General features: G+C 70.1%; 17 protein-coding genes. 6 read left to right on the top strand and 11 right to left on the bottom strand.

The window, feature by feature from the left end:
• The first annotated feature begins 6 nt into the window (after positions 1-6).
• Genes NLX83_RS12265 through NLX83_RS12250 form a run of 4 tightly spaced genes read left to right on the top strand, consistent with a single transcriptional unit; the run spans position 7 to position 4,255 of the window.
• A complete protein-coding gene (locus NLX83_RS12265; protein ID WP_374118731.1) occupies positions 7-972 on the top strand; it encodes a carbohydrate ABC transporter permease in 966 nt (321 codons plus the stop codon).
• Positions 969-1,784, top strand: a complete 816-nt coding sequence (locus NLX83_RS12260) for a carbohydrate ABC transporter permease (RefSeq protein WP_254234949.1) — start codon at positions 969-971, stop codon at positions 1,782-1,784. Before NLX83_RS12265 ends, NLX83_RS12260 begins: the two co-directional genes overlap by 4 nt.
• A 6-nt stretch (positions 1,785-1,790) precedes the next feature.
• Entirely contained in the window at positions 1,791-3,218 is a 1,428-nt protein-coding gene (locus tag NLX83_RS12255) for a glycoside hydrolase family 3 protein (RefSeq protein ID WP_254234948.1), read from the top strand.
• Complete coding sequence (locus NLX83_RS12250; protein WP_254234947.1) at positions 3,215-4,255, top strand: SIS domain-containing protein; 1,041 nt, start codon at positions 3,215-3,217, stop codon at positions 4,253-4,255. The genes NLX83_RS12255 and NLX83_RS12250 overlap by 4 nt, the downstream gene beginning before the upstream one ends.
• A 293-nt stretch (positions 4,256-4,548) precedes the next feature.
• Here NLX83_RS12250 and nagA read toward each other — a convergent pair whose 3' ends face one another.
• Positions 4,549-5,775: an N-acetylglucosamine-6-phosphate deacetylase gene (gene nagA / locus NLX83_RS12245; protein WP_254234946.1), complete on the bottom strand. Its 1,227-nt coding sequence runs from the start codon at positions 5,773-5,775 to the stop codon at positions 4,549-4,551.
• A gap of 254 nt (positions 5,776-6,029) precedes the next feature.
• On the opposite strand from nagA, the gene NLX83_RS12240 reads away from it, so the two are divergent.
• Both NLX83_RS12240 and NLX83_RS12235 read left to right on the top strand, forming a co-directional pair.
• On the top strand, positions 6,030-6,707 hold the full coding sequence (locus NLX83_RS12240; RefSeq protein ID WP_254234945.1) for a FadR/GntR family transcriptional regulator: 678 nt from the start codon (positions 6,030-6,032) through the stop codon (positions 6,705-6,707).
• Positions 6,708-6,931: 224 nt separating this feature from the next.
• Positions 6,932-9,781, top strand: a complete 2,850-nt coding sequence (locus tag NLX83_RS12235) for a BREX system ATP-binding domain-containing protein (protein WP_254234944.1) — start codon at positions 6,932-6,934, stop codon at positions 9,779-9,781.
• Positions 9,782-9,839: 58 nt separating this feature from the next.
• Here the strand turns inward: NLX83_RS12235 and NLX83_RS12230 are convergent, their stop codons facing one another.
• The 10 genes from NLX83_RS12230 to NLX83_RS12185 all read right to left on the bottom strand — a co-directional run bounded on the left by NLX83_RS12230 (position 9,840) and on the right by NLX83_RS12185 (position 19,506).
• Positions 9,840-10,148: a hypothetical protein gene (locus NLX83_RS12230; protein ID WP_254234943.1), complete on the bottom strand. Its 309-nt coding sequence runs from the start codon at positions 10,146-10,148 to the stop codon at positions 9,840-9,842.
• Positions 10,149-10,487: 339 nt separating this feature from the next.
• Positions 10,488-11,024, bottom strand: coding sequence for a M23 family metallopeptidase (locus NLX83_RS12225; RefSeq protein ID WP_254234942.1), 537 nt, complete (start codon positions 11,022-11,024; stop codon positions 10,488-10,490).
• Positions 11,025-11,137: 113 nt separating this feature from the next.
• Complete coding sequence (locus NLX83_RS12220) at positions 11,138-11,968, bottom strand: amidohydrolase family protein (protein WP_254234941.1); 831 nt, start codon at positions 11,966-11,968, stop codon at positions 11,138-11,140.
• Complete coding sequence (locus tag NLX83_RS12215) at positions 11,965-12,951, bottom strand: aldo/keto reductase (RefSeq protein ID WP_308209299.1); 987 nt, start codon at positions 12,949-12,951, stop codon at positions 11,965-11,967. Before NLX83_RS12215 ends, NLX83_RS12220 begins: the two co-directional genes overlap by 4 nt.
• Before the next feature lie 142 nt (positions 12,952-13,093).
• Positions 13,094-14,065, bottom strand: coding sequence for an ABC transporter permease (locus NLX83_RS12210; protein WP_254234940.1), 972 nt, complete (start codon positions 14,063-14,065; stop codon positions 13,094-13,096).
• Positions 14,062-15,567: a sugar ABC transporter ATP-binding protein gene (locus NLX83_RS12205; RefSeq protein WP_254234939.1), complete on the bottom strand. Its 1,506-nt coding sequence runs from the start codon at positions 15,565-15,567 to the stop codon at positions 14,062-14,064. The genes NLX83_RS12210 and NLX83_RS12205 overlap by 4 nt, the downstream gene beginning before the upstream one ends.
• Positions 15,568-16,590: a sugar ABC transporter substrate-binding protein gene (locus NLX83_RS12200; protein WP_254234938.1), complete on the bottom strand. Its 1,023-nt coding sequence runs from the start codon at positions 16,588-16,590 to the stop codon at positions 15,568-15,570.
• 32 nt (positions 16,591-16,622) lie between these two features.
• The gene (locus tag NLX83_RS12195) at positions 16,623-17,360 is read right to left on the bottom strand and encodes an SDR family NAD(P)-dependent oxidoreductase (protein WP_254234937.1); all 738 of its coding nucleotides are present in this window, start codon (positions 17,358-17,360) and stop codon (positions 16,623-16,625) included.
• On the bottom strand, positions 17,357-18,652 hold the full coding sequence (locus NLX83_RS12190) for an enolase C-terminal domain-like protein (RefSeq protein ID WP_254234936.1): 1,296 nt from the start codon (positions 18,650-18,652) through the stop codon (positions 17,357-17,359). The genes NLX83_RS12195 and NLX83_RS12190 overlap by 4 nt, the downstream gene beginning before the upstream one ends.
• Positions 18,652-19,506 (bottom strand): fumarylacetoacetate hydrolase family protein, encoded by an 855-nt coding sequence (locus NLX83_RS12185; protein WP_254234935.1) that lies wholly within the window; start codon positions 19,504-19,506, stop codon positions 18,652-18,654. Before NLX83_RS12185 ends, NLX83_RS12190 begins: the two co-directional genes overlap by 1 nt.
• Positions 19,507-19,758 lie beyond the last annotated feature (252 nt).

Below are 19,758 nucleotides of genomic sequence, written 5' to 3'. Positions count from 1 at the left end.
CCAACCGTGACCGCGACGGTTGACGCGGTGGCGCCGGTGGGACCCGTTCCCCCGGCGCCTTCCGCCGTGCGCAGGCGCCCCTTCGGGGAGCGCGCCCTGCCGTACCTGCTGCTGGCCCCAGCGGTGCTCGCGCTGCTGGTGATGCTGGGCTGGCCGGCGTTGCAGGTGGTCCTGATCAGCTTCCGCAAGCTCGACCTCGGCGAGCTCGTGCGCGGCGAGGTGGTCTGGACGGGCTTCGACAACTACGCCGAAGTCCTCGCCGATCCCGAGTTCTGGAGCATCACGCTGCGGACGGTGCTGTTCACCGCGGGCTGTGTCGCGGGGACAGTGCTGGCCGGACTGGGCATCGCCGTGCTGATGCGGCACATCGGCCCGAAGGTGCGGATCGTCCTGCAGATCGCGCTCGTGCTGGCGTGGGCCGTGCCGATCCTGGCGGCGACCACCGTGTTCCAGTGGATCTTCGACCAGCAGTACGGGATTCTGAACAAGACGTTGGTGCTGCTGGGTTTCGAGTCCTTCGCCGGGCACTCGTGGTTCTCCACCGGGGCCTCGACGCTGGTGGTGATCGGGCTGCTGATCGTCTGGCAGGCGGTGCCGTTCATCGCGTTCACCCTCTACGCCGGGCTCTTGGCCGTGCCACGTGACCTGTACGAGGCGGCGGGCATGGACGGCGCGAGCGGGACGCAGACCTTCCGCGCGGTGACCTGGCCGTCGATCGCGCCGCTGGTGACGATGTCGACGTTCCTGTCGGTGTTGTGGGACTTCAAGGTCTTCGCGCAGGTGTGGGCGATCCGCGAGGGCGGCCCGGACGGCGGGAGCACCACGCTGCCGGTGTTGCAGTACCTGAAAGGCATTGCGAGCAGCCACTTCGGCGTCGCGGCTGCGGTCGCCGTGGTGATGACACTGGTGCTCGTAGTGTTCACCGCGCAGTACCTGCGCATGCTGCTCCGCTCCGGCAGGGAGGAACTGTGAAGCGATTCTCCTTGTCGGCGTTGGCTTTGCTCATCGCCGCGGTGTTCGCGTTCCCGACGTACTGGATGCTCTCGACGGCGTTCAAGCCGAGCGGTCAGGTGCTCAGCACGCGCTACGACCTGGTCCCGTTCGAGTTCACCTTCGACAACTTCGTCACGGCTGTCACGAAGCCGGGCTTCTCCGCGTTCCTGACCAACAGCCTGGTGGTGACGATCGGCGCGGTGCTGCTGGCGTTGGTCGCCGGACTGCTCGCGGCGATCCCGCTGTCCCGGCTGAAGTTCCGCGGCCGCAAGGGTTTCCTGCTCCTCGTGCTCATCGCGCAGATGGCGCCCCTGGAGGCCCTGCTCATCCCGATGTACCTGATGATGCGAGACCTGGACCTGCTGAACACCTTGCCGTCGTTGCTGTTGGTGTACTTCGCGACCACGCTCCCGTTCACCATCTGGACGTTGCGCGGCTTCGTGAACGGCATTCCGGCCGAGCTCGAAGAAGCGGCGATGGTGGACGGGTGCAGCCGGTGGCAGGCGTTCCGGCGGGTCACCCTGCCGTTGCTGGGCCCGGCGCTGGTGTCGACCTCGGTGTTCTCGTTCGTCACCGCGTGGAACGAGTTCCTCTACGCGCTGGTGTTCATGCGGGACAAGACGAACCAGACGTTGCCGGTGTGGTTGTCGTCCTTCAAGACGGCGTTCGGCACCGACTGGGGTGGCGCGATGGCGGCCTCGGTGGTCTTCGCCATCCCGGTGCTGACGTTCTTCCTCATCGTGCAGCGCAACCTGGTGGCCGGCACGACCGCCGGCGCCGTGAAGGGATAGTCCACTATGGAGCTACGGCGGCTCGTGGATTCCGTGCTGCTGCCCGGTTTCCTCGGCACGACTCCCCCGGACTGGGTGCTTCGGCGGGTGTCCGAGGGACTGGGCGGCGTGGTGTTGTTCGCGCGCAACGTTGTCGACGATTCGCAGGTCGCCGCGCTGACCGCGGCACTGCGCGCGGAACGACCGGATGTGGTGGTGGGTATAGATGAGGAGGGCGGCGACGTCACCCGCCTCGACGCGGCAACGGGATCACTGGTGCCGGGCAGCCTGGCGCTCGGGGTCGCCGACGACGTCGCGATGACCTCGGCGGTCGCGGCCTCGTTGGGGGCTCGTCTGGCGGAGTACGGCGTGACCGTGGACCTCGCCCCGTCCGCCGACCTGACGCTCACGCCGGACGATCCGATCATCGGAGTGCGCGCGTTCGGCTCCGACCCGCGGCGGGCGGCGGCACACGTCGCCGCCTACGTGTCCGGGATGCAGAGCGCGGGAATCGCGGCCTGCGCCAAGCACTTCCCCGGTCACGGAGCGTCCACTGTGGACTCTCATCACACACTGCCGGTGCTGCCGCGCACGGAACGGCAGCTCTGGGACACCGAGCTGGTCCCCTTCCGCGCCGCGGTCGACGCGGGCGTGCGCTCGGTGATGAGCGGTCACCTCGTCGTGCCGGACTGGGGTCCCACCCCCGCGACGATGAACCGGCACGCGCTCACCGAGGTGCTGCGCGGCCAGCTCGGCTTCACGGGTGCGGTGATCACCGATGCGCTGGAGATGGGTGCGGTCGCGAACATCGCCGACGGCGCGATCCAGGCGCTGCTGGCTGGCGCCGATCTGCTGTGCGTCGGCGGCGAGCTGGCCGACTCCGACGTCGTGGACCACCTCGCGGAGGCACTGGTGGAGGCGGTTCGGTCGGGCGTCCTGCCGGAGGAACGGCTGGTGTCGGCGGCTTCGCGGGCGCGGTCGCTCGGCGGCCCCGTGTCGCCGTCCGGTTCGTGGGACCCGGCGCTCGGCATGCGCGCCGCACGGCGGGCGCTGCGGGTGACCGGCTCACCGGCGCTGACCGCTCCGCCGCTGGTCATCGACGTGGAGGTGGCTCCGACGATCGCGGCCGGGCCCGTGCCGTGGGGTCTCGGCCCGCACCTCGCCGAACTGCTCCCGGGCACCGAGGTCGTCCGTTCCTCCGGTGAGCTTCCCCCGGTGTCGTCCGACCGGCCCGTTGTTGTTGTGACCAGGGACGCCCACAGGCATCCTGAGGCTCGCGATCTCGTGCTCGGATTGGTTAAGATTGGTCTAGACCTGGTGCACGTGGAAACGGGCGTTCCCGGTCCCGACCTGGGCAGCGCTGCCCGCATCGACACCCACGGCGGTTCGTACGTCAGCCTGCGCGCCGCCGCCGAACTGCTCGCCGCGCGCGCGGCGTGGGAGGACAGCCGATGACCAGCCAGCCTGGCCGCCACATGACGGCGGAGATCGCCGAGCAACCGGTCCTGTTCGACAACCTGGTGCGCCGGGCCGCGGAGATCGCCGCGGTCGCCGAGCAGATCAAGCGCCGCGCCCCGCGGTTCGTCCTGCTCGCCGCGCGTGGCTCCAGCGATCACGCCGCGCTGTACGCGAAGTACCTGATCGAGGTGCTGCTGCAACTGCCCGCGGGCCTGGTATCGGCGTCGACCACCACGCTCTACGGCGCGCAGCCGGACCTCACCGACGTCCTGTTGATCACGGTCAGCCAGAGCGGCGGTTCGCCCGACCTGGTCGAGGTGACCGAGTCGGCCCGCCGCCGCGGCGCGCTCACCGTCGCGGTGACCAACACCGACGACTCGCCGCTGAACCAGGTCGCCGAGCTGTCGGTGGACGTGGGCGCGGGCAAGGAGTTCGCGGTCGCGGCGACGAAGACCTACAGCACCACGTTGCTGGCGCTGTACCTCCTGGTCGACGCGATCCGCGGTGGCAAGGCGGAGTCTGCGCTCGACATCGGCGCGCTCGCGAAGTCCGCTTTGGACGGTTCGGAGGGTGCGGTCGCCGAAGCTGTGCAGCGCTACCGCTTCGTCGAGCGCATCCTCGCGACGGGGCGCGGCTACTCCTACGCCAGTGCGGCCGAGGCAGCGCTGAAGCTCGCGGAGACCAGCTACCTCGCCGCACGCGCCTACAGCGGCGCCGACCTGTTGCACGGCCCTGTCGCCGCGGTGGACGGTGAGACGGCCGTGCTCGCGGTGACCAGTGCGGGCAAGGGCGGCGACGCGATGCGCGAGGTCCTTGAGGTCGTGCGGTCGCGCGGTGCCGACGTGTGCGCCGTGGGCTCCGCGTCCGCGGATGTCGCGGCGGCGCTGCGGATCGGCGTGCCGATGTGCCCGGAGGAGCTGTCCCCCGTGCTGGAGATCCTGCCGTTGCAGCGGCTCGCGCTCGGGCTGGCGCTCGCGCGCGGCGGCGACCCCGACAGCCCGCGCGGCCTGTTGAAGGTCACCAAGACCCGGTAGTCACGCGCCGTGCTCCGACCGCGCGGCAGTTCGGCGGTCTTCAAGTACACCCAACCCCCGCTGTTGACCATCGTTAACCGTGCCGAACCCCTGTCGGGGAGGGCTAGCACGGCTCCCCGACAACCCGGCTCCGCCGAACAGCAGGTGCGGCCGAGTTGTCCACATCGAGGGTGGTTGTCCACAGATCGCGCTTCGACGTCGGCCCTCCTCCGCCGGTGCCCGCATCATCGATGCGAGGGCACCACACGGAGGAGGGCCGATGGCGAAGTGGATGGAGCAGCGAGGACCGCCGGTCAGCGTCCGGCGGCGGGGAGGCGCGACTCCCCGGCCCGCGTAGTCCCGTGGCGGGTGACGCGACCGTCACGGGCGTCGTAGGCGACCTCGCCGTCCACCCACACCTGGCGTGGCCGCAGCTTGGGATCCCACCACACCAGGTCGGCGACGGCCCCGGGCTCGATGCGGCCGAGCCCGTGCTCACCGAGGGCGTCCGCGGGCACCGTGCTCGCCGAGGCGAAGACCACCGCGGGGTCGACGCCGAGGGAGACGATGTTCCGGACGGCCCGGTCCATGGTGAGCGCGCTCCCCGCGATGGTGCCCTCAGGGGAGCGCGGCACCCCTTCCTCGGTGAGCAGCACGTCGGATCCGCCGAGCTGGTACCGGCCCGGCGGCATCCCGGCGGCGGCGACCGCGTCGGTGGTCAGCGCGACCCGCTCGGCGGCCGCGTTGAACACCAGGCGGCACACGTCCGCGTCGACGTGGGCGAGGTCGGCGATCAGGCCGAGGGTGAAGCGCTCGTCGACCAGCGCGGTGCCGGGGACGCCCGGCTCGCGGTGGCCGAGCCCGCGCTGGGCGTTGAACAGGTGCGTGACCATGGCCGCCCCCGCGTCGGCCGCGGCCTTGGTCTGCGCCCCGGTGGCGTCGGTGTGGCCGACCGACACCAGCACTCCGGCCTCGCTCAGCCTGCGGACCGCGTCCAGCCCGCCCGGCCGCTCCGGCGCCAGCGTGACCACGCGCAGCGCGGCGCGCAGTCGCTCGTCGTCCAGGAGCAGGTCGATGGCGGCGGGTTCCGGGTCGGCCATCAGGTTCGGATCGTGCACGCCGTGCCGCAACGGCGACAGGAACGGGCCTTCGAGGTGCAGGCCCAGCGGCCGGGCGGCCGGGCGGCCCGGGAGGGCGGCGATCGCGTCCAGCACCGCGTGGGACTGCTTGACGATCAGCGCGACCGGCGCGGTGATCAGCGTGGGCACGAACCGGGTGACGCCGGTCCGGGGCAGGGCCGAGGCGACGGCGGCCATGCTCTCGGCGTCCACCTCGGCGAAGTCCACGCCGACCGCGCCGTTGATCTGCACGTCGACCAGGCCCGGGGTGAGGATGCCGTCCTCAAGGACGTGGGTCACATCGGCACCGGGCGGCCGGCCCGCGCTGACGTCGGCGATCCGGCCGTCCTGGATGCGGACCGTCACCGGGCCGACCAGCTCCCGACCGAGCAGTGCGCGCTGAGCTGCGACAACGGCGTCCAAACTGCCCTCCCAATGGTTTAGACCATTATGGAGGTCGGAATCGTGTCAGTCCAGTGAATCCTTCACCAACCTGGGAGGAGAACAGAAAAAGCCCGCCTCGTCGAGGGGGCGGGACGAGGCGGGCATCGCCGAGATTACGCCAAATGGAGCAACGCGCGCCACGGGGACCGGTCCTGGGCGGCGGGCGGGCGAGCCTACGATGGGCGAGACATCGGAGGTCTGCCGTCGACCTCCCCGAACAGCCGGGAGCACCCGTGGCCGTCACCGACGATGCGATCCTGCGGGTCCGCTCCATGATCGCCTCCGGCGAGCTGCGCCCGGGCGACCGGCTGCCCCGCGAGGCCGACCTCGCGGAGCGGCTCGGCCTGTCGCGCAACTCGCTGCGCGAGGCGGTGAAGGCGCTGTCGCTGGTGCGCGTCCTCGACGTGCGGCAGGGCGACGGCACCTACGTGTCCAGCCTGCGCGCGGACGAGCTGCTCGGCGCGCTGTCCTTCGTGCTCGACCTGCACCGCGGCGACGACTCGGTGCTGGAGGTGCTCGAAGTGCGCCGGGTGCTCGAACCCGCCGCGGCCGCGATGGCGGCGACCAAGGCGAGCGCCGAGGACATCGCCGCGCTCGAAGCGCTCTGCGACGAGAGCGAGCGGGCCGACTCGGTGGAACGGCTGGTCGAACACGACCTGGAGTTCCACCGGCGCATCGCCCAGGTCTCCGGCAACGCCTACCTGGCGCGGCTGCTGGACACGCTCGCCGGGCCCACCGTGCGGGCGCGGATCTGGCGCGGCATCAGCCAGGGTGGCGCGACGGACCGGACCATCGCGGAGCACCGGTCCATCGTCGCCGCGCTGGCCGCGGGCGAGCCGGACCTCGCGCGCTCGTGGTCCACGGTGCACGTCGCCGGTGTCGAGCAGTGGCTGCGCGAGATCAGCGAATGACTCAGCGAATGACACCACCCTGACGATCACCGGGTTCGCCGGTCTTCAAGTACACCGAACCCCCGCCCACGCGGTCTCAAACGACGACGAACCCCGCCAGGGCTGGGGCGAGGGCAACGCGGGACAGCGCAGCCTACGTCACGCGCTGACCAGGCGGAAAGGGCTTGCCTTGAGTTCCCGATGCACCCTGTTGGCCGAAAGGTTCGCGAACTAGGTTCCCGGCCATGGATGACGCGCCATCGGCGGTCGTCGGTCGCGAGCGGGAGCTGGGGCTGGTGGCGGCCTGCCTCGACCAGGCGGCGCGGGGTGACTCGATGGTGCTGGTGATCGACGGGGCGAGCGGTGCGGGCAAGACCACGCTGCTGCGCACCGCCGCGGAGCGGGCACGGGCGGGCGGATTCCTGGTGCTGAGCGCGCAGGCGTCGACGGTGGAGCGGGATTTCGCCTTCGGCGTGGTGCGGCAGCTCCTGGAGCCCGGGGTGCTCGTCGTTCCGGAGCCCGAACGGCGAGAGCTGCTGTCCGGGATGGCGGAGCCCGCCGATCGGGTCCTCGGGATCTCCGGCGGCGCGGTCCACGACGCGCCGGGGCCGGACATGTACGCGACGCTGCACGGCCTCTACCACCTCGCGATCAACCTCGCGTCGCGCCAGCCGTTGCTGCTGACCGTCGACGACGTGGAGCAGACCGACGTGTGCTCCCTGCGGTGGCTGGCCTACCTCGCGCGTCGGTTGGGATCGCTGCCGGTGGCGGTCGCGATGACCGTGGGTGCCGGGAGCGGCTGGACTGACCCGACGCTGCTCGCGGGGCTGACGGTGGACGCCACGCGGCTCACGGTGGAGGGGTTGGACCACGGCGGCTGCGAAGCGTTGATCGAGCACGAGTTCGGCGAGCCTCCCGCGTTGGAGTTCACGGCGGCGTGCCGGTCCGCGACGGGCGGAAACCCTTTCCTGGTAAAGGAATTGGCGAAGGCACTGGCGGGCGGCGGGGCGCGTCCGACATCGGCAGCGGCACAGGAGCTGCACGATCTGGGGCCTGCCCAGCTCACTCGGACAGTGCTCACGCGATTGCGGGCGCGAGACCCCGCACTCGCCGCGGTGGCGCGCGCGGTGGCGGCGCTCGGCGAGCCGGACCTGGCCGTGGCCGCGGCGGCTGCCGAGCTTGACCTCGCGGACGCGGGCGAGGCCGTGCAGACGCTGTTGGCTCGCGGGGTGTTCCGGGCCGGGCGGGTCCTGGCGTTCGAGCACTCGATCGTCCGGGCGGCGGTCGCGGCCGATCTGTCCACTGTGGACTTCGAGCTGGCCAATGCGCGGGCGGCGCGGCATCTCCACGACACGGGCGCCAGCGCCGGTCAGATCGCGCCGTACCTGCTGCGCACCGGGGTCGCGCGCGGCTCCTGGGTGGTCGGTGTGCTGGAGCGGGCGTGCCGTGAAGCGATGCTGGGCGGCGCTCCGGACGTCGCGGCGAGCTGTCTGCGCCGGGTGCTGCGGGAGCCGTTGACCGAGGCTGCTCGGTCCGCCTCGCTGTTCCAGTTGGGCATCGCGGAGCTGAGCCTCGATCCGCAGTCGGCCCTGGACAACCTCACCGAAGCGCACGTCCGAGCGCCCGATCCGCTGGTGCGGGCGGACATCGCGGTGATGCTCGCGCAGGAGCTGGCGGAGCGGGAGCGCTACACCGAGGCGACGGAGCTGCTCGACGCCACGGCGAGCGAGGTCCGGTCGGTGAACCAGGACGTGGCGGTACGGCTGGAGCTGTGCTCGGTCTGCGTCTCGCTCGACGCGCACCACGTGGTGTCGCAGCTGACGGACCGGCTCGCCCGAATCCAGCGGTACGACGACCTGCCACCGGAGACGGTGCGCTTCCGGGACGCGCTGCTGACGTTCCTGGCCGCGGTCGACGGACCCTCCTGGGTCGCGGCTTCGGACGCGGTGACCGCGGCGTGGGCGCAGCGCGTGCCCCCGCGCTCCTGGCAGGGCACGCCTTGGGATGTCACCAGCGGGTGGCAGTACGTCTACCTCACCATCTCGTTGATCGTCACCGAGAAGCTGGAGCTGGCCGACCAGTACTGCTCGGAGATGCTCACCGAGACCACCGCGCTCGGGCTGTCCTTGGGCAGCGCGGCTTCGGAAGCCCTACGCGCCCAGGCGCGGTTCCGCGCGGGAGCCTTGGCGGACGCCGAGGACGACGCGAGGTCTGCGCTCGCGGTGCTGGACGAGATCCGGACCGGGACCAGGACCGCGACGATCTTCGCGCTGTCCACTCTTGTCGAGACGTTGATCGATCGGGGGCAGCCCGACGCCGCCGTGGTGGAGTTGGAGCGGCGAGCACTCACCGGAGACCTGCCTCCGTCGTGGCGCTACAACTACCTCCTGGTGTCCCGGGGCCGACTTTGGTTGGCGCTCGGCGATCCGCGGCGTGCCCTCGCGGACGTGCTGGAGTGCGGGCGCCGCTATGCGCAGCGTGGAATGACGGGGCGTTCGCCGCTTGCTTGGCGGATGCTGGCGGCGGTCGCGCACCACGCGCTCGGCGAAGCGGACGCGGCGCGCGAGATGGCCGCGGTGGAGCTCGCGCACGCGCGGGAATGGGCCGGGCCGGTGCGGCTCGGAGTTGCTCTGCGGATCGCAGGCGTGGTCGCCGAGGAGCCAGAAAAGCTTGCGCTGCTTATGGAATCCGTCTGCACGCTCTCGTCGTCCACGTTTCGCCTTGAGCGGGGGTGGTCGCTGGCGGAGCTCGGCGCGGAACTGGTGCGCGTGGGGCGGCTCGATGAGGCCGAGACGCATCTGCGGGCGGCCATGGAGATCGCGACGGCGTGTGGCTCCGATGCGCTGGTGACCGCTGTGCGCGACGCGCGCGGTGGAGTTCGGGCACGCCACTGCGGTGGTGGCGGACTCACGCCGCACGAGCGACGGATCGCGGACCTGGCGGTGCGGGGAATGACCAACCGCGAGATCGCCGAGGCGTTCCTGGTGACGCAGCGCGCGGTGGAGCAGCACCTCACGCGGGTCTACCGCAAGCTCGGCATCAACCGGCGTTCCCAGCTCGGGATCGCGCTCCAGGAAACGGATCGCGGCCAGTAGGCGCACGAAAGGCAGGCGCCCCTCGGGGAAAGGGCGCCTGCCGGTTGTTCTCGTGGGACTACAGGACGATGACCGTGTTGGCCACGAGCGACCCGTCCACCTTGACGCACAGCACCTTGACCTTGACCCCGGCGACGAGCTTGCCGGTGATCTTGGTGGCGGAACTGAGCTTCACCGACGCGGACGCGCCGGAGCTGAGCTTGAGGCTCAGCTTGCCCGCGCTCACCGACACCACGGTCGCGCTGTCGAAGACGATCCCGGTGGACGCGGTGGTCCCGCTGACCGGGGCCGCGAACGCCGGGGAGGCGCCGAGCAGTACCGCGCCGGAAACGGCGATGGCGGCGAGAAGCTTCGCGGAAATCGACATGTCCCCACTCCTTGCTGTTCGAGGGATTGCTGCCAAGCGCCGTAATCGTGAATCGGGAAAACCCTTGCGAACAACGGAGAAATCCGAAGCACCGGGCGTTGTCGGCCGAGGCTTCGGTGTCGGTGTCCTGCTTCGGTATCCCGCACGGGCCAGGGCGCGCGACAGCGCGGCGGCACGGGAAAACGCCCCCACTCCGGTTATCGGCCGAGGTGGGGGCGTTGAGCAGGGGCGGGGGCGAGGTTGTGGACAGGTGGGGTCGTTGTGGACAACTCCGCGCACCGCGGGGGACCGGTGCGCGGAGTTGTCCTCCCCCGGTGGAAAGCTTGAAACGGGGGGTCCTCAGCAGTTGTTGCTGCGGAGGTTGAACGGGCGGTTCGGGACCATCGTGTATTCGACGCCGTTGAAGATGGGTTTGACCCATTCCCCGTTCTCGCCGTTGTTGTTGCCGTTGGCGTCGCGCAGGAGCTCGTAGTGCAGGTGCGCGACACTGGTGTTGACCTTGCCGACGGTGCCGATGCGCTGGCCGCGCAGCACGCGGTCGCCGACGTTGACGGTCCGGATGCTCATGTGCAGGTACAGGGTGAACCAGCCGTCACCGTGGTTGATCTCCACGCCGCCGGATCTGGGGTGGATCTCGTTGACCACTCCGGGGGCCGCCGCGACCACGTGCGCGCCCTCGGTGGGACCGTTGACGTTGAACATGTCGATCTTCTTGTCGTCCGGCGCGTGGCCGACGTAGGTGGTCATCGCCCAGGTCTGCCCGCAGGGGAACGGCAGCTGGAAGTTCGGGCGCGGAGCAGCGGACGCCGTGCCGCTCAACAGGGTCAGGGACAACGCACCGGCGGCGGCCAGCGCGATCACGGGGTGCTTGTTCATTTGTGGGCTCCTCGGCAGGGGTGGGGGGCCTGCCAACCAGGTTGTGACCTGCGCCGCAACCGGTCAAGGAACCCGGGATCCCGTTTACACAGAGCCGAAACTCTTGCGTGGCACTACGCGATCCGGTACGTCCGCGCGGCGCTGGCGGTGAAGATCGCGTGCTGCTCGGCCGCTGACAACGAGGCGGTGAGCGCCCGCGCCGCGGCGACCACCTCGGGATAGTCGGCCGCCAGCAGGCACACCGGCCAGTCGGAGCCGAACATCAGCCGCTCCGGGCCGAACGCCTCCAGCACGACGTCGAAGTACGGGCGCAGCTCCTCGGCCGTCCACTGTGTCCAGTCAGCTTCGGTGACGAGCCCGGAGAGCTTGCAGGAGACGTTCTCGTTGAGCGCGAGGATACGGATGTCCTCCGCCCACGGGAAAAGCTGACCAGAGGCGATCGGCGGCTTCGAGCAGTGGTCGAGCACGAAGCGCGTCGACGGCAACGCCGAAACGGTCTCCACGGCGGCGGGGATCTGGTGCGGCAGCGTCAAAAGCTCGTAGACGAGCCCGTTGTCGGACACGGCCGACAGGCCCCGGCGAACGTCGGAACGGCAGAGCCAGCGAGGGTCGGGCTCCCCCTGGACCTGGTGCCTGATCCCCCGCAACCACGAACCACCATGTCCGTCCAAATAGGACTTAATGCGGTCGCCCACATCGGGAGTGGTCAGGTCCACCCAACCCACCACCGCGCCGACCAGATCGGAATCCTCCGCCAGGGCAAGGAATTCCGGGGTCTCATCGGGGACGGTGACGGTTTGCACGAGCACGGTCGCCGTGACGTCCGGAGCCACCGCGCGCAGGTCCTCGACGCCGAAGTTCCGGCGCAACGGAAGCATGGCCTCGGTGATCCACTCCTGGTCCCGTACGCCCAGGTCCCAGAAGTGCTGGTGCGCGTCGATCATGTCGGCACCGGCGCGTCCGGGCGCAGCAGCCCTTCGGACTTCAGCGTGGCCCAGCACTCCGCGGGCACCGGCGAGGCGAACAACCGCGCGTTCTCTGACATCTGCGCGGCCGTGTGCGCACCGATCACCACCGATGCCACCGCCGGATGCCCCCGTGGGAACTGCAAAGCAGCCTGCGGCAGCGTCACACCGAAGCGACCGCACACCTCCGCCATCCGCCGCGCGCGGTCGATCAGATCGGGCGGCGCCGACGAGTAGTTGTAGGTCGCATCGGGCGCGACGACCGGCCGCGCCAGGATGCCGGAGTTGAACACGGCGGCCGCGATCACCGAAACCTGCCGCTCGGAACACAACGGCAGCAACTCGTCCAGCGCCGACTGTTCGAGCAAGGTGTAGCGGCCCGCCAGCATCACCACGTCGACGGAGGTCTCCGCGACCAGGCGCGCCAGCATCTGCCACTGGTTCATGCCCGCCCCGATCGCGCCGACCGAACCGCGGGCGCGCAGCTCGGCCAACGCGGGCAGGGCCTCACCCACGGCCTGGTCCCAGTGGTCATCAGGATCGTGCAGCAACAGGATGTCGGCCCGGGGAAGGCCCAATCTGTCCAAAGAGGACTCAACCGAGGCGAGCACTCCGGCCGCGCTGAAGTCCCACACTCGGCGATGCGTTGCGGGGACGGCGAACCCGTTGGCCATGTCGTCCCCGGAAACCGGGATCGGCTCCAACCGGCGGCCGACCTTCGTGGAGATCACGAAGTCCGATGCGGAGGCCAGGGCCTTGCCGAGCCGCCGCTCCGACAGGCCGAGCCCGTAGTGCGGCGCGGTGTCGAAGTACGACACCCCCGCGTCCAGCGCCGCCGCGACCGAGCCGGACGCGACCTCCTCGGAGACCTCGCGGTAGAGCCCGGCCATCGGCGCCGCACCGAAGCCGAGCGCGCTGACCCGAACGTCCGTCCGTCCCAGCCGGACCCTACGCACGGCCACCCCCAGCGAGTACACCGGTCTTCAAGTACCGCGAACCCCCACCCACGGCGTCGCAAACCGCGGCAAACCCGGTGCGCCACGCGGGGTTTGCTGCGGTTAAAGACCTCCGGAGCGGGGGTTCGCTGTACTTGAAGACCATCGCTCAGTCCTGCGCCTTGCCCGACGTGAACCGCGCCAACAGCAGCGCGATGAGGATGATCGCGCCGTAGATGGCCTGGATCCAGTGCGGCGAAACCCCGCCGAGGGTCAGGATGTTCTCGATCAGCCCGAGCGCCAGCACACCGGTGAGCGCGCCGAAGAGCGTGCCCTTGCCGTGGTCCAGGCTGACCCCGCCGATGACCGCGGCGGCGAACACCGTGAAGATCATCCCCTGGCCCTGCGCGGGCCCGACCGAGCCGAGCCGCCCGGTCATCAGCAGCCCGGCCAGCGCGGCCAACAAGCTCGCGATGATCAGCACCGTCCACAGCACCCGCTCGGTGCGGATGCCCGCCGCGCGCGCCGCCTCGGCGTTGCCGCCGATCGCGTAGATCGACCGGCCCTGCCGGAAGTACGCCAGCGCCACGATGCCGATCGCGAACGCCACCAGGCAGATCAGCACCGACGCGGGCAGGCCGAACCACCGCGCGCTGCCGAGGTAGGTGAACGACAGCGGAACCTCGAACAGGTTCTGCCCCTCGGTGAAGCCGATCTGCAAGCCCCGCAACACCGTCAGCATGCCCAGCGTCACGATGAACGCCGACAGCTGGAGCTTGAGGATCAGGAACCCGTTGAACGCGCCGATCACCACACCGATCAGCAGGCACAGCGGGATCGCCGTCCACTCCGGCAGCTCGACGCCGAGGCCGTGCGCGGACGCCGGGATGATCAGCCCGAGCGCCAGCGCCGGGGCCAGGCCGATGGTCGACTCCAGCGACAGGTCGATCTTGCCGCTGATCAGCACCAGGGCCTGGCCGAGCACCAGCAGGCTCAGCTCGGTCCGCTGCTGGAGCACGTTGGTCAGGTTGTCCGCGCTGAGGAACACCGGGTCCACCAGCGCTCCCACGATCATCAGCACGACGATCGCCGGGAGCAGCGCCAGATCCCGGAAGCGGGCGAACTGCAGCGTCTTGGTCATTCGTCCGCTCCCTGCTCCGCAGAAACACCCTCGATCGCCGCGACCAGTTCCCCGTCTGTCCACCCGCGCGGGAAGCTCGCCGTCACCTCGCCGTGGAACATCACCAGCACCCGGTCGCACGGGCGCAGGTCGTCCAGCTCGTCGGAGATCACCAGCACCGCCGTGCCCTCCGCCGCGACCTGGTCGACCACGTCCAGCAACGATTCCTTCGAGCGCACGTCGACGCCCGCGGTCGGATCGGTCAGCACCAGCACGGAAGGATCGCTGGACAGCGCACGCGCCATCACGACCTTCTGCTGGTTGCCACCGGAGAGCCCGGACACCGGCTGATCCGGCCCCGAGGTCTTGATGCTCAGGTCGTTGATCATCCGTTCCGCGACGGCACGCCGGCGGGTGGGCGAGATCGCACCGAAGCGGCCGAGCCGATCCATGATCGGCAACGTGGCGTTCTCACCCACCCCCAGCGTCGGGACCAGCCCCTCCTTGTGCCGATCCTCAGGCACGAAGCCGATCCCCGCCTTCAGCGCGTCGGGCACGCTGCCCGACCGCACCGCCGTCTGTCCAACGTGGACAGTCCCGGACGTGGCCTTGCGCAACCCCACCACGGCCTCGCCCAGCTCGACCTTGCCACTGCTGGCCGAACCCGCGACACCGACGACCTCTCCCGCGCGGATCGAAAGATCAACACCGAAGAAAGCCTCCGAACGAAGCCCGGAGACCGAGAGCACCACCGGCGCGTCGGCGGGCAACGAAGGCCGCGTGTGCCCGACCCGCAAACCCGCCGCGTCCCCGGTCATCGCCGCCACCAGCTCATCAGTGGACAGCGACGACACCGGGCTGGTGAGCACGTGCCTCGCGTCGCGGAACACCGTCACCGTCTGGCAGATCTCGAAGATCTCCTGAAGGTGGTGGGAGATGAAGAGAAACGTCACCCCCGACGACTGGAGACCCCGCATCCGCTCGAAGAGCCGTTCGATCGCCGGACCGTCCAGCTGGGCGGTCGGTTCGTCGAGGATGATGAACCGCGCCCCGAAGGACAGCGCCCGCGCGATCTCCACCAGCTGCCGCTGTTCCACGGTCAGGTCAGCGGCGGGGCGGGCCGGGTCGACATCGACGCCGAAGCTGGCCAGCACCTCGGAAGCCTTGGCGTGCAAGGACTTCCAACTGATCAGCGAACGCCGTTCGAGCGACTGCCGGTTGATGAACAGGTTCTCCGCGACGGTGAGCGCCGGGATGATCGTGGACTTCTGGTAGACGCAGGCGACCCTGCGCCGCCACGCGTCCCGGTCGGCCAACGCTGGCGCCGGTTCGTCGTCGAAGGTGACCGAACCGGCATCCGCGCGGTTGAGCCCGGTCAGGATGGACACCAGGGTGGACTTGCCCGCCCCGTTGCGCCCGACGAGCGCGTGCGACTCCCCGTACTCGACGGTGATGCCGACGTCGTCGAGCGCGACGGTGGAGCCGTACCGCTTGGTGACTCCTGTTGCTTGAACAGCGGTCATCTACTTGCCGATCTGGTTGCCCCACAGCTTGGGGTCGTCGACGTTGTCCTTGGTTACCAGCGGAGCGGGCAGCTGGTCCTCCAGCAACCCGTTGCCCACCTCGATGATCGTGCTGTCGTGGTCGGTGGGACCGGGCTTGAAGGTCCTGCCCTCGATCGCCGCCTTCGCGTAGTACAGCGCCCATTTCGCGTACGCGTCGGCGGGCTGCGAGACGGTCGCGTCGATCTCGCCCTTGCGGATCGACTCGAACTCCTGCGGGATGCCGTCGTTGGACACGATGGTGATGTGCCTGGGATCGCCCGCCGGGAACAGCTTGCCCGCGGAGCGCAGCACCTGGAGCGTCGCGGCCAGGTACACGCCGCCCGCCTGCATGTAGATCCCGTTGATGTCCGGGTGCTGGGTGAGCCGGGTCTGCAAAGCCGCCGCGGCCTTGGTGTCCAGCCAGTCCGTGGGCTCCTCGAAGATCGTGATGCCCGGGTAGTTCTGCTTCATGCACGACGCGAACGCCTCGGAGCGGTCCCGGCCGTTGATCGAGGACAGCGCGCCCTGGAACTCCACGACCTTGCCCTTGTTGCCCAGCTTCTCGCCGAGGTAGCGGCACGCCTTCTCGCCGTAGGCCTTGTTGTCGGCGCGCACCACCATGTACGCCTTGCCCTTGTCCGGGCGGGTGTCCACGGTGACCACCGGAACCTTCTTCTGCTCCAGCTGCGCGAGCGTGGTCGCGATCGCGCCGGTGTCCTGCGGCGCCATCACGATCGCCTTGGCGCCCTGGCTGGTCATCGCCTGGACGTTGGCGACGAGCTTGGCCACGTCGTTCTGCGAGTTGGTCGGCGACATCAGCCGCACGTCCAGCTCCTTGGCGAACTGCGGCGTGTACTTGATGTAGGAGTTCCAGAAGTCGGAGTCCGCGCGCGGGTAGTCAACGCCGATCTGCGCGCCGCCGGTCGCACCGCCACCGCAGGCCGCGACGGTGCCGAGCAGGGCGATACCGGAGATCAGGCTGAGGATTCTGCGTCGTTGCATGGAGTTCCTCTGGTGTCGTGTGTGGACCCGGTTCAGCTGAGCGGCCGCGGCCGCAGCCCGTGCATGCCGCCGTCGACGGCCAGCACGGTGCCCACACTGGCCCCGGAGAGCGGACTGGCCAAGTAGGTGATCGCTTTTGCCACCTCTTCGGCGGAGACCAACCGGCCGGTGGGCTGGCGGGCCTCCAGCGCCGCGCGCTCGGCGGCCGGGTCCTGCGCCGCGTCCAGCAGCCTGCCGACCCACGGGGTGTCGACGGTGCCGGGCGCGACGCAGTTGACCCTGATCCCCTCGCGCACGTGGTCGGCGGCCATGGCCAGGGTGAGCGCATACACCGCGCCCTTGGACGCCGAGTACAGCGCGCGCTGGGGCAGGCCAGCCCACGCCGCGATGGAACACGTGTTGACGATGGCCGCGGACGGGGATCGGCGCAGATGCGGCAGTGCGGCGCGGCTCACCCGCGCGATGCCCACGACGTTGACGTCGAGCACGCGGAACCACTCGGAGTCCTTGTTGGCGGACACGTCGCCCTGCGCGCCGATCCCGGCGTTGTTGATCAGCACGTCGAGCCGTCCGAAGCGTTCGACCGTGCTCTCGACGGCCGCGCGCACGGACTCGTCGTCGGTGACGTCGCACGCGATGCCGTCCGAGCCGGGCTGCACGTCCAACCTGGCGACCCGCGCACCGCGCGACTCCAGCTCGGTCGCGGTCGCCGCGCCGATGCCCGAAGCCCCGCCCGTCACCGCCGCGACCAGGCCGTCGAAGTCGTTCATGACGCGCTCCACTCGGGTCCGGAGGGGTAGGCGAAGTGGTGCAGCGAGGCCGGGTGGATCTCCGAGGAGAAGCCGGGCGCGGTCGGGGTGGAGTACCGGCCGTTGTGGACGGTCGCCGGGGTGACGAAGTGTTCGTGCAGGTGGTCCACCCACTCGATCACGCGGTTCTCCCACGTGCCGGAGACCGCGACGAAGTCGAACATCGCCAGGTGCTGCACCAGTTCGCACAGGCCGACTCCGCCCGCGTGCGGGCACACCGGAACGCCGAACTTGGCCGCCAGCAACAGGATCGCGATGTTCTCGTTCACCCCGCCGACCCGCGCCGCGTCCAGCTGGAGCACGTCGATCGCACCGGAAGCCAGCAGTTGCTTGAACATCACGCGGTTGTGCACGTGCTCGCCGGTGGCCACGCGGATCGGGCGCACCGCCTGCGCGATGGCGAGGTGACCGAGCACGTCGTCCGGCGATGTCGGCTCCTCGATCCAGTACGGGTCGAACTCGGCCAGCTCCTTCATCCAGCGCACCGCGTCCGCGACGTCCCACCGCTGGTTGGCGTCCACCGCGATACGGATCTGGGAACCGACCGCCGCGCGGGCGAGCCGCATCCGGCGCACGTCGTCGTCGAGGTCCCCGCCGACCTTGAGCTTGATCATGTCGAAGCCGTCGGCGACCGCTTGGCGGGCCAGCCCGGTGAGCTTCTCGTCGGCGTAGCCCAACCAGCCCGGCGAGGTCGTGTAGGCCGGGTAACCCTTGTCCAGCAACACTTTCGTCCGCTCAGCGCGCCCCGGCTCGGCGGCCCGCAACAACGTCAGCGCCTCGTCGGGAGTAATCGCGTCGCTGAGGTACCGGAAGTCCACCAGGGAGACCAGCTCCTCCGACGACATCTCCGCCGTGAACCTCCACAGTGGACGGTCAGAGAGCTTGGCCGCCAGATCCCACGCGGCGTTGACCACCGCGCCGATCGCCATGTGCACGACGCCCTTCTCCGGGCCGAGCCACCGCAGCTGCGAGTCACCGACCAGCTCCCGGGACAGCGCACCGAGCGCAGCGGCGTCACGCGGCACCGAGCGGCCGATCACGTGCGGTGCGAGCGCCTGGATCGCGGCGGCCTGGACGTCGTTGCCCCGGCCGATCGTGAAGGCGAGCCCGTGGCCGTCGACACCGATGTCCGTTCGCAGCACGACATACGCGGCCGAGTAGTCGGGATCGGGGTTCATCGCGTCGGAGCCGTCCAGCTCGCGCGAGGTCGGGAAGCGGATGTCGAGGACGTCAACGCCGATGACGCGCGCCATCAGGCCTGTCCCAGTGTCTGGCGCTGGCGGCCGAGCCCGTCGATCTCCAGCTCCACCACGTCGCCCGCGCGCAGGTACGGCTTGGGTTCCGGCTGGCCGAGCGCCACGCCCGCCGGGGTGCCGGTGTTGATCAGGTCGCCCGGCCGCAGCACCATGAACTGGCTGACATAGCGGACGACCTCGGCCACGCCGAAGATCATGTCCGACGTGCTGCCGTGCTGCCGCTCGACGCCGTTGACCGACAGCCGCAGCCGCAGGTCCTGGGGGTTCGACACCTCGTCGACGGGCACCAGCCAGGGACCGAGCGGGTTGAAGGTCTCGCAGGACTTGCCCTTGTCCCAGGTTCCGCCGCGCTCCAGCTGGAACTCGCGCTCGGACACATCGTGCGAAACGGTGTAACCGGCCACATAGGACAATGCGTCGTCGTTCTCGGACAGGTAGCGCGCGGTCCGGCCGATCACGACGCCCAGCTCCACCTCCCAGTCGGTCCTGGTGGAGCCGCGCGGGACCAGCACCTCGTCGTACGCGCCGACGATCGTGTCCGGGGCCTTCATGAACACCACCGGCTCGGCCGGGAGCTCCGCGCCGGTCTCCGCCGCGTGGTCGCGGTAGTTCAGCCCGATGCAGACGATCTTGCCGGGGCGGGCGATCGGCGGACCGACGCGCAGGTCCCCCTCGGCCAGCCGGGGCAGCGCGCCCGCCTCCAGCGCCGCGCGCACCATCGCGATGCCCCCGTTGGCCAGGAAGGCGCCGCTGATGTCGGCGGTCAGGCCCCCCAGGTCGTACCGGGCGCCATCGGCGTCACGGACCACCGGCCGTTCCGCACCGGGCGGACCAAGTCGCATCAGCTGCACGAGCGGACCCTCCTTGCCTATAGCCACACAGACATCCGATGTATAGCTGGCCCGGACACCGAAAGTCCAGACCTCTCGCACACCATTCCGGAAGTGAGATCCGATGAATCTCCGCCTGCGGGCGCATGATCAACTTGCTCCCTCCACCGCACCGACCTCCCCCAACGGGTGGTTCCCCGGCCTGGCGCCACCGCCACGGCCCCCGGGCGGGTCTGATGGACCGGTCGGTGATCACTTACCCCTTCGGAGAGG

This window comes from Allokutzneria sp. A3M-2-11 16, assembly GCF_024213555.1.
Classification (GTDB): domain Bacteria; phylum Actinomycetota; class Actinomycetes; order Mycobacteriales; family Pseudonocardiaceae; genus Allokutzneria.
The sequence above is the reverse complement of the archived record's forward strand: the minus strand, read 5'-3'. Positions and strand labels throughout refer to the sequence as shown.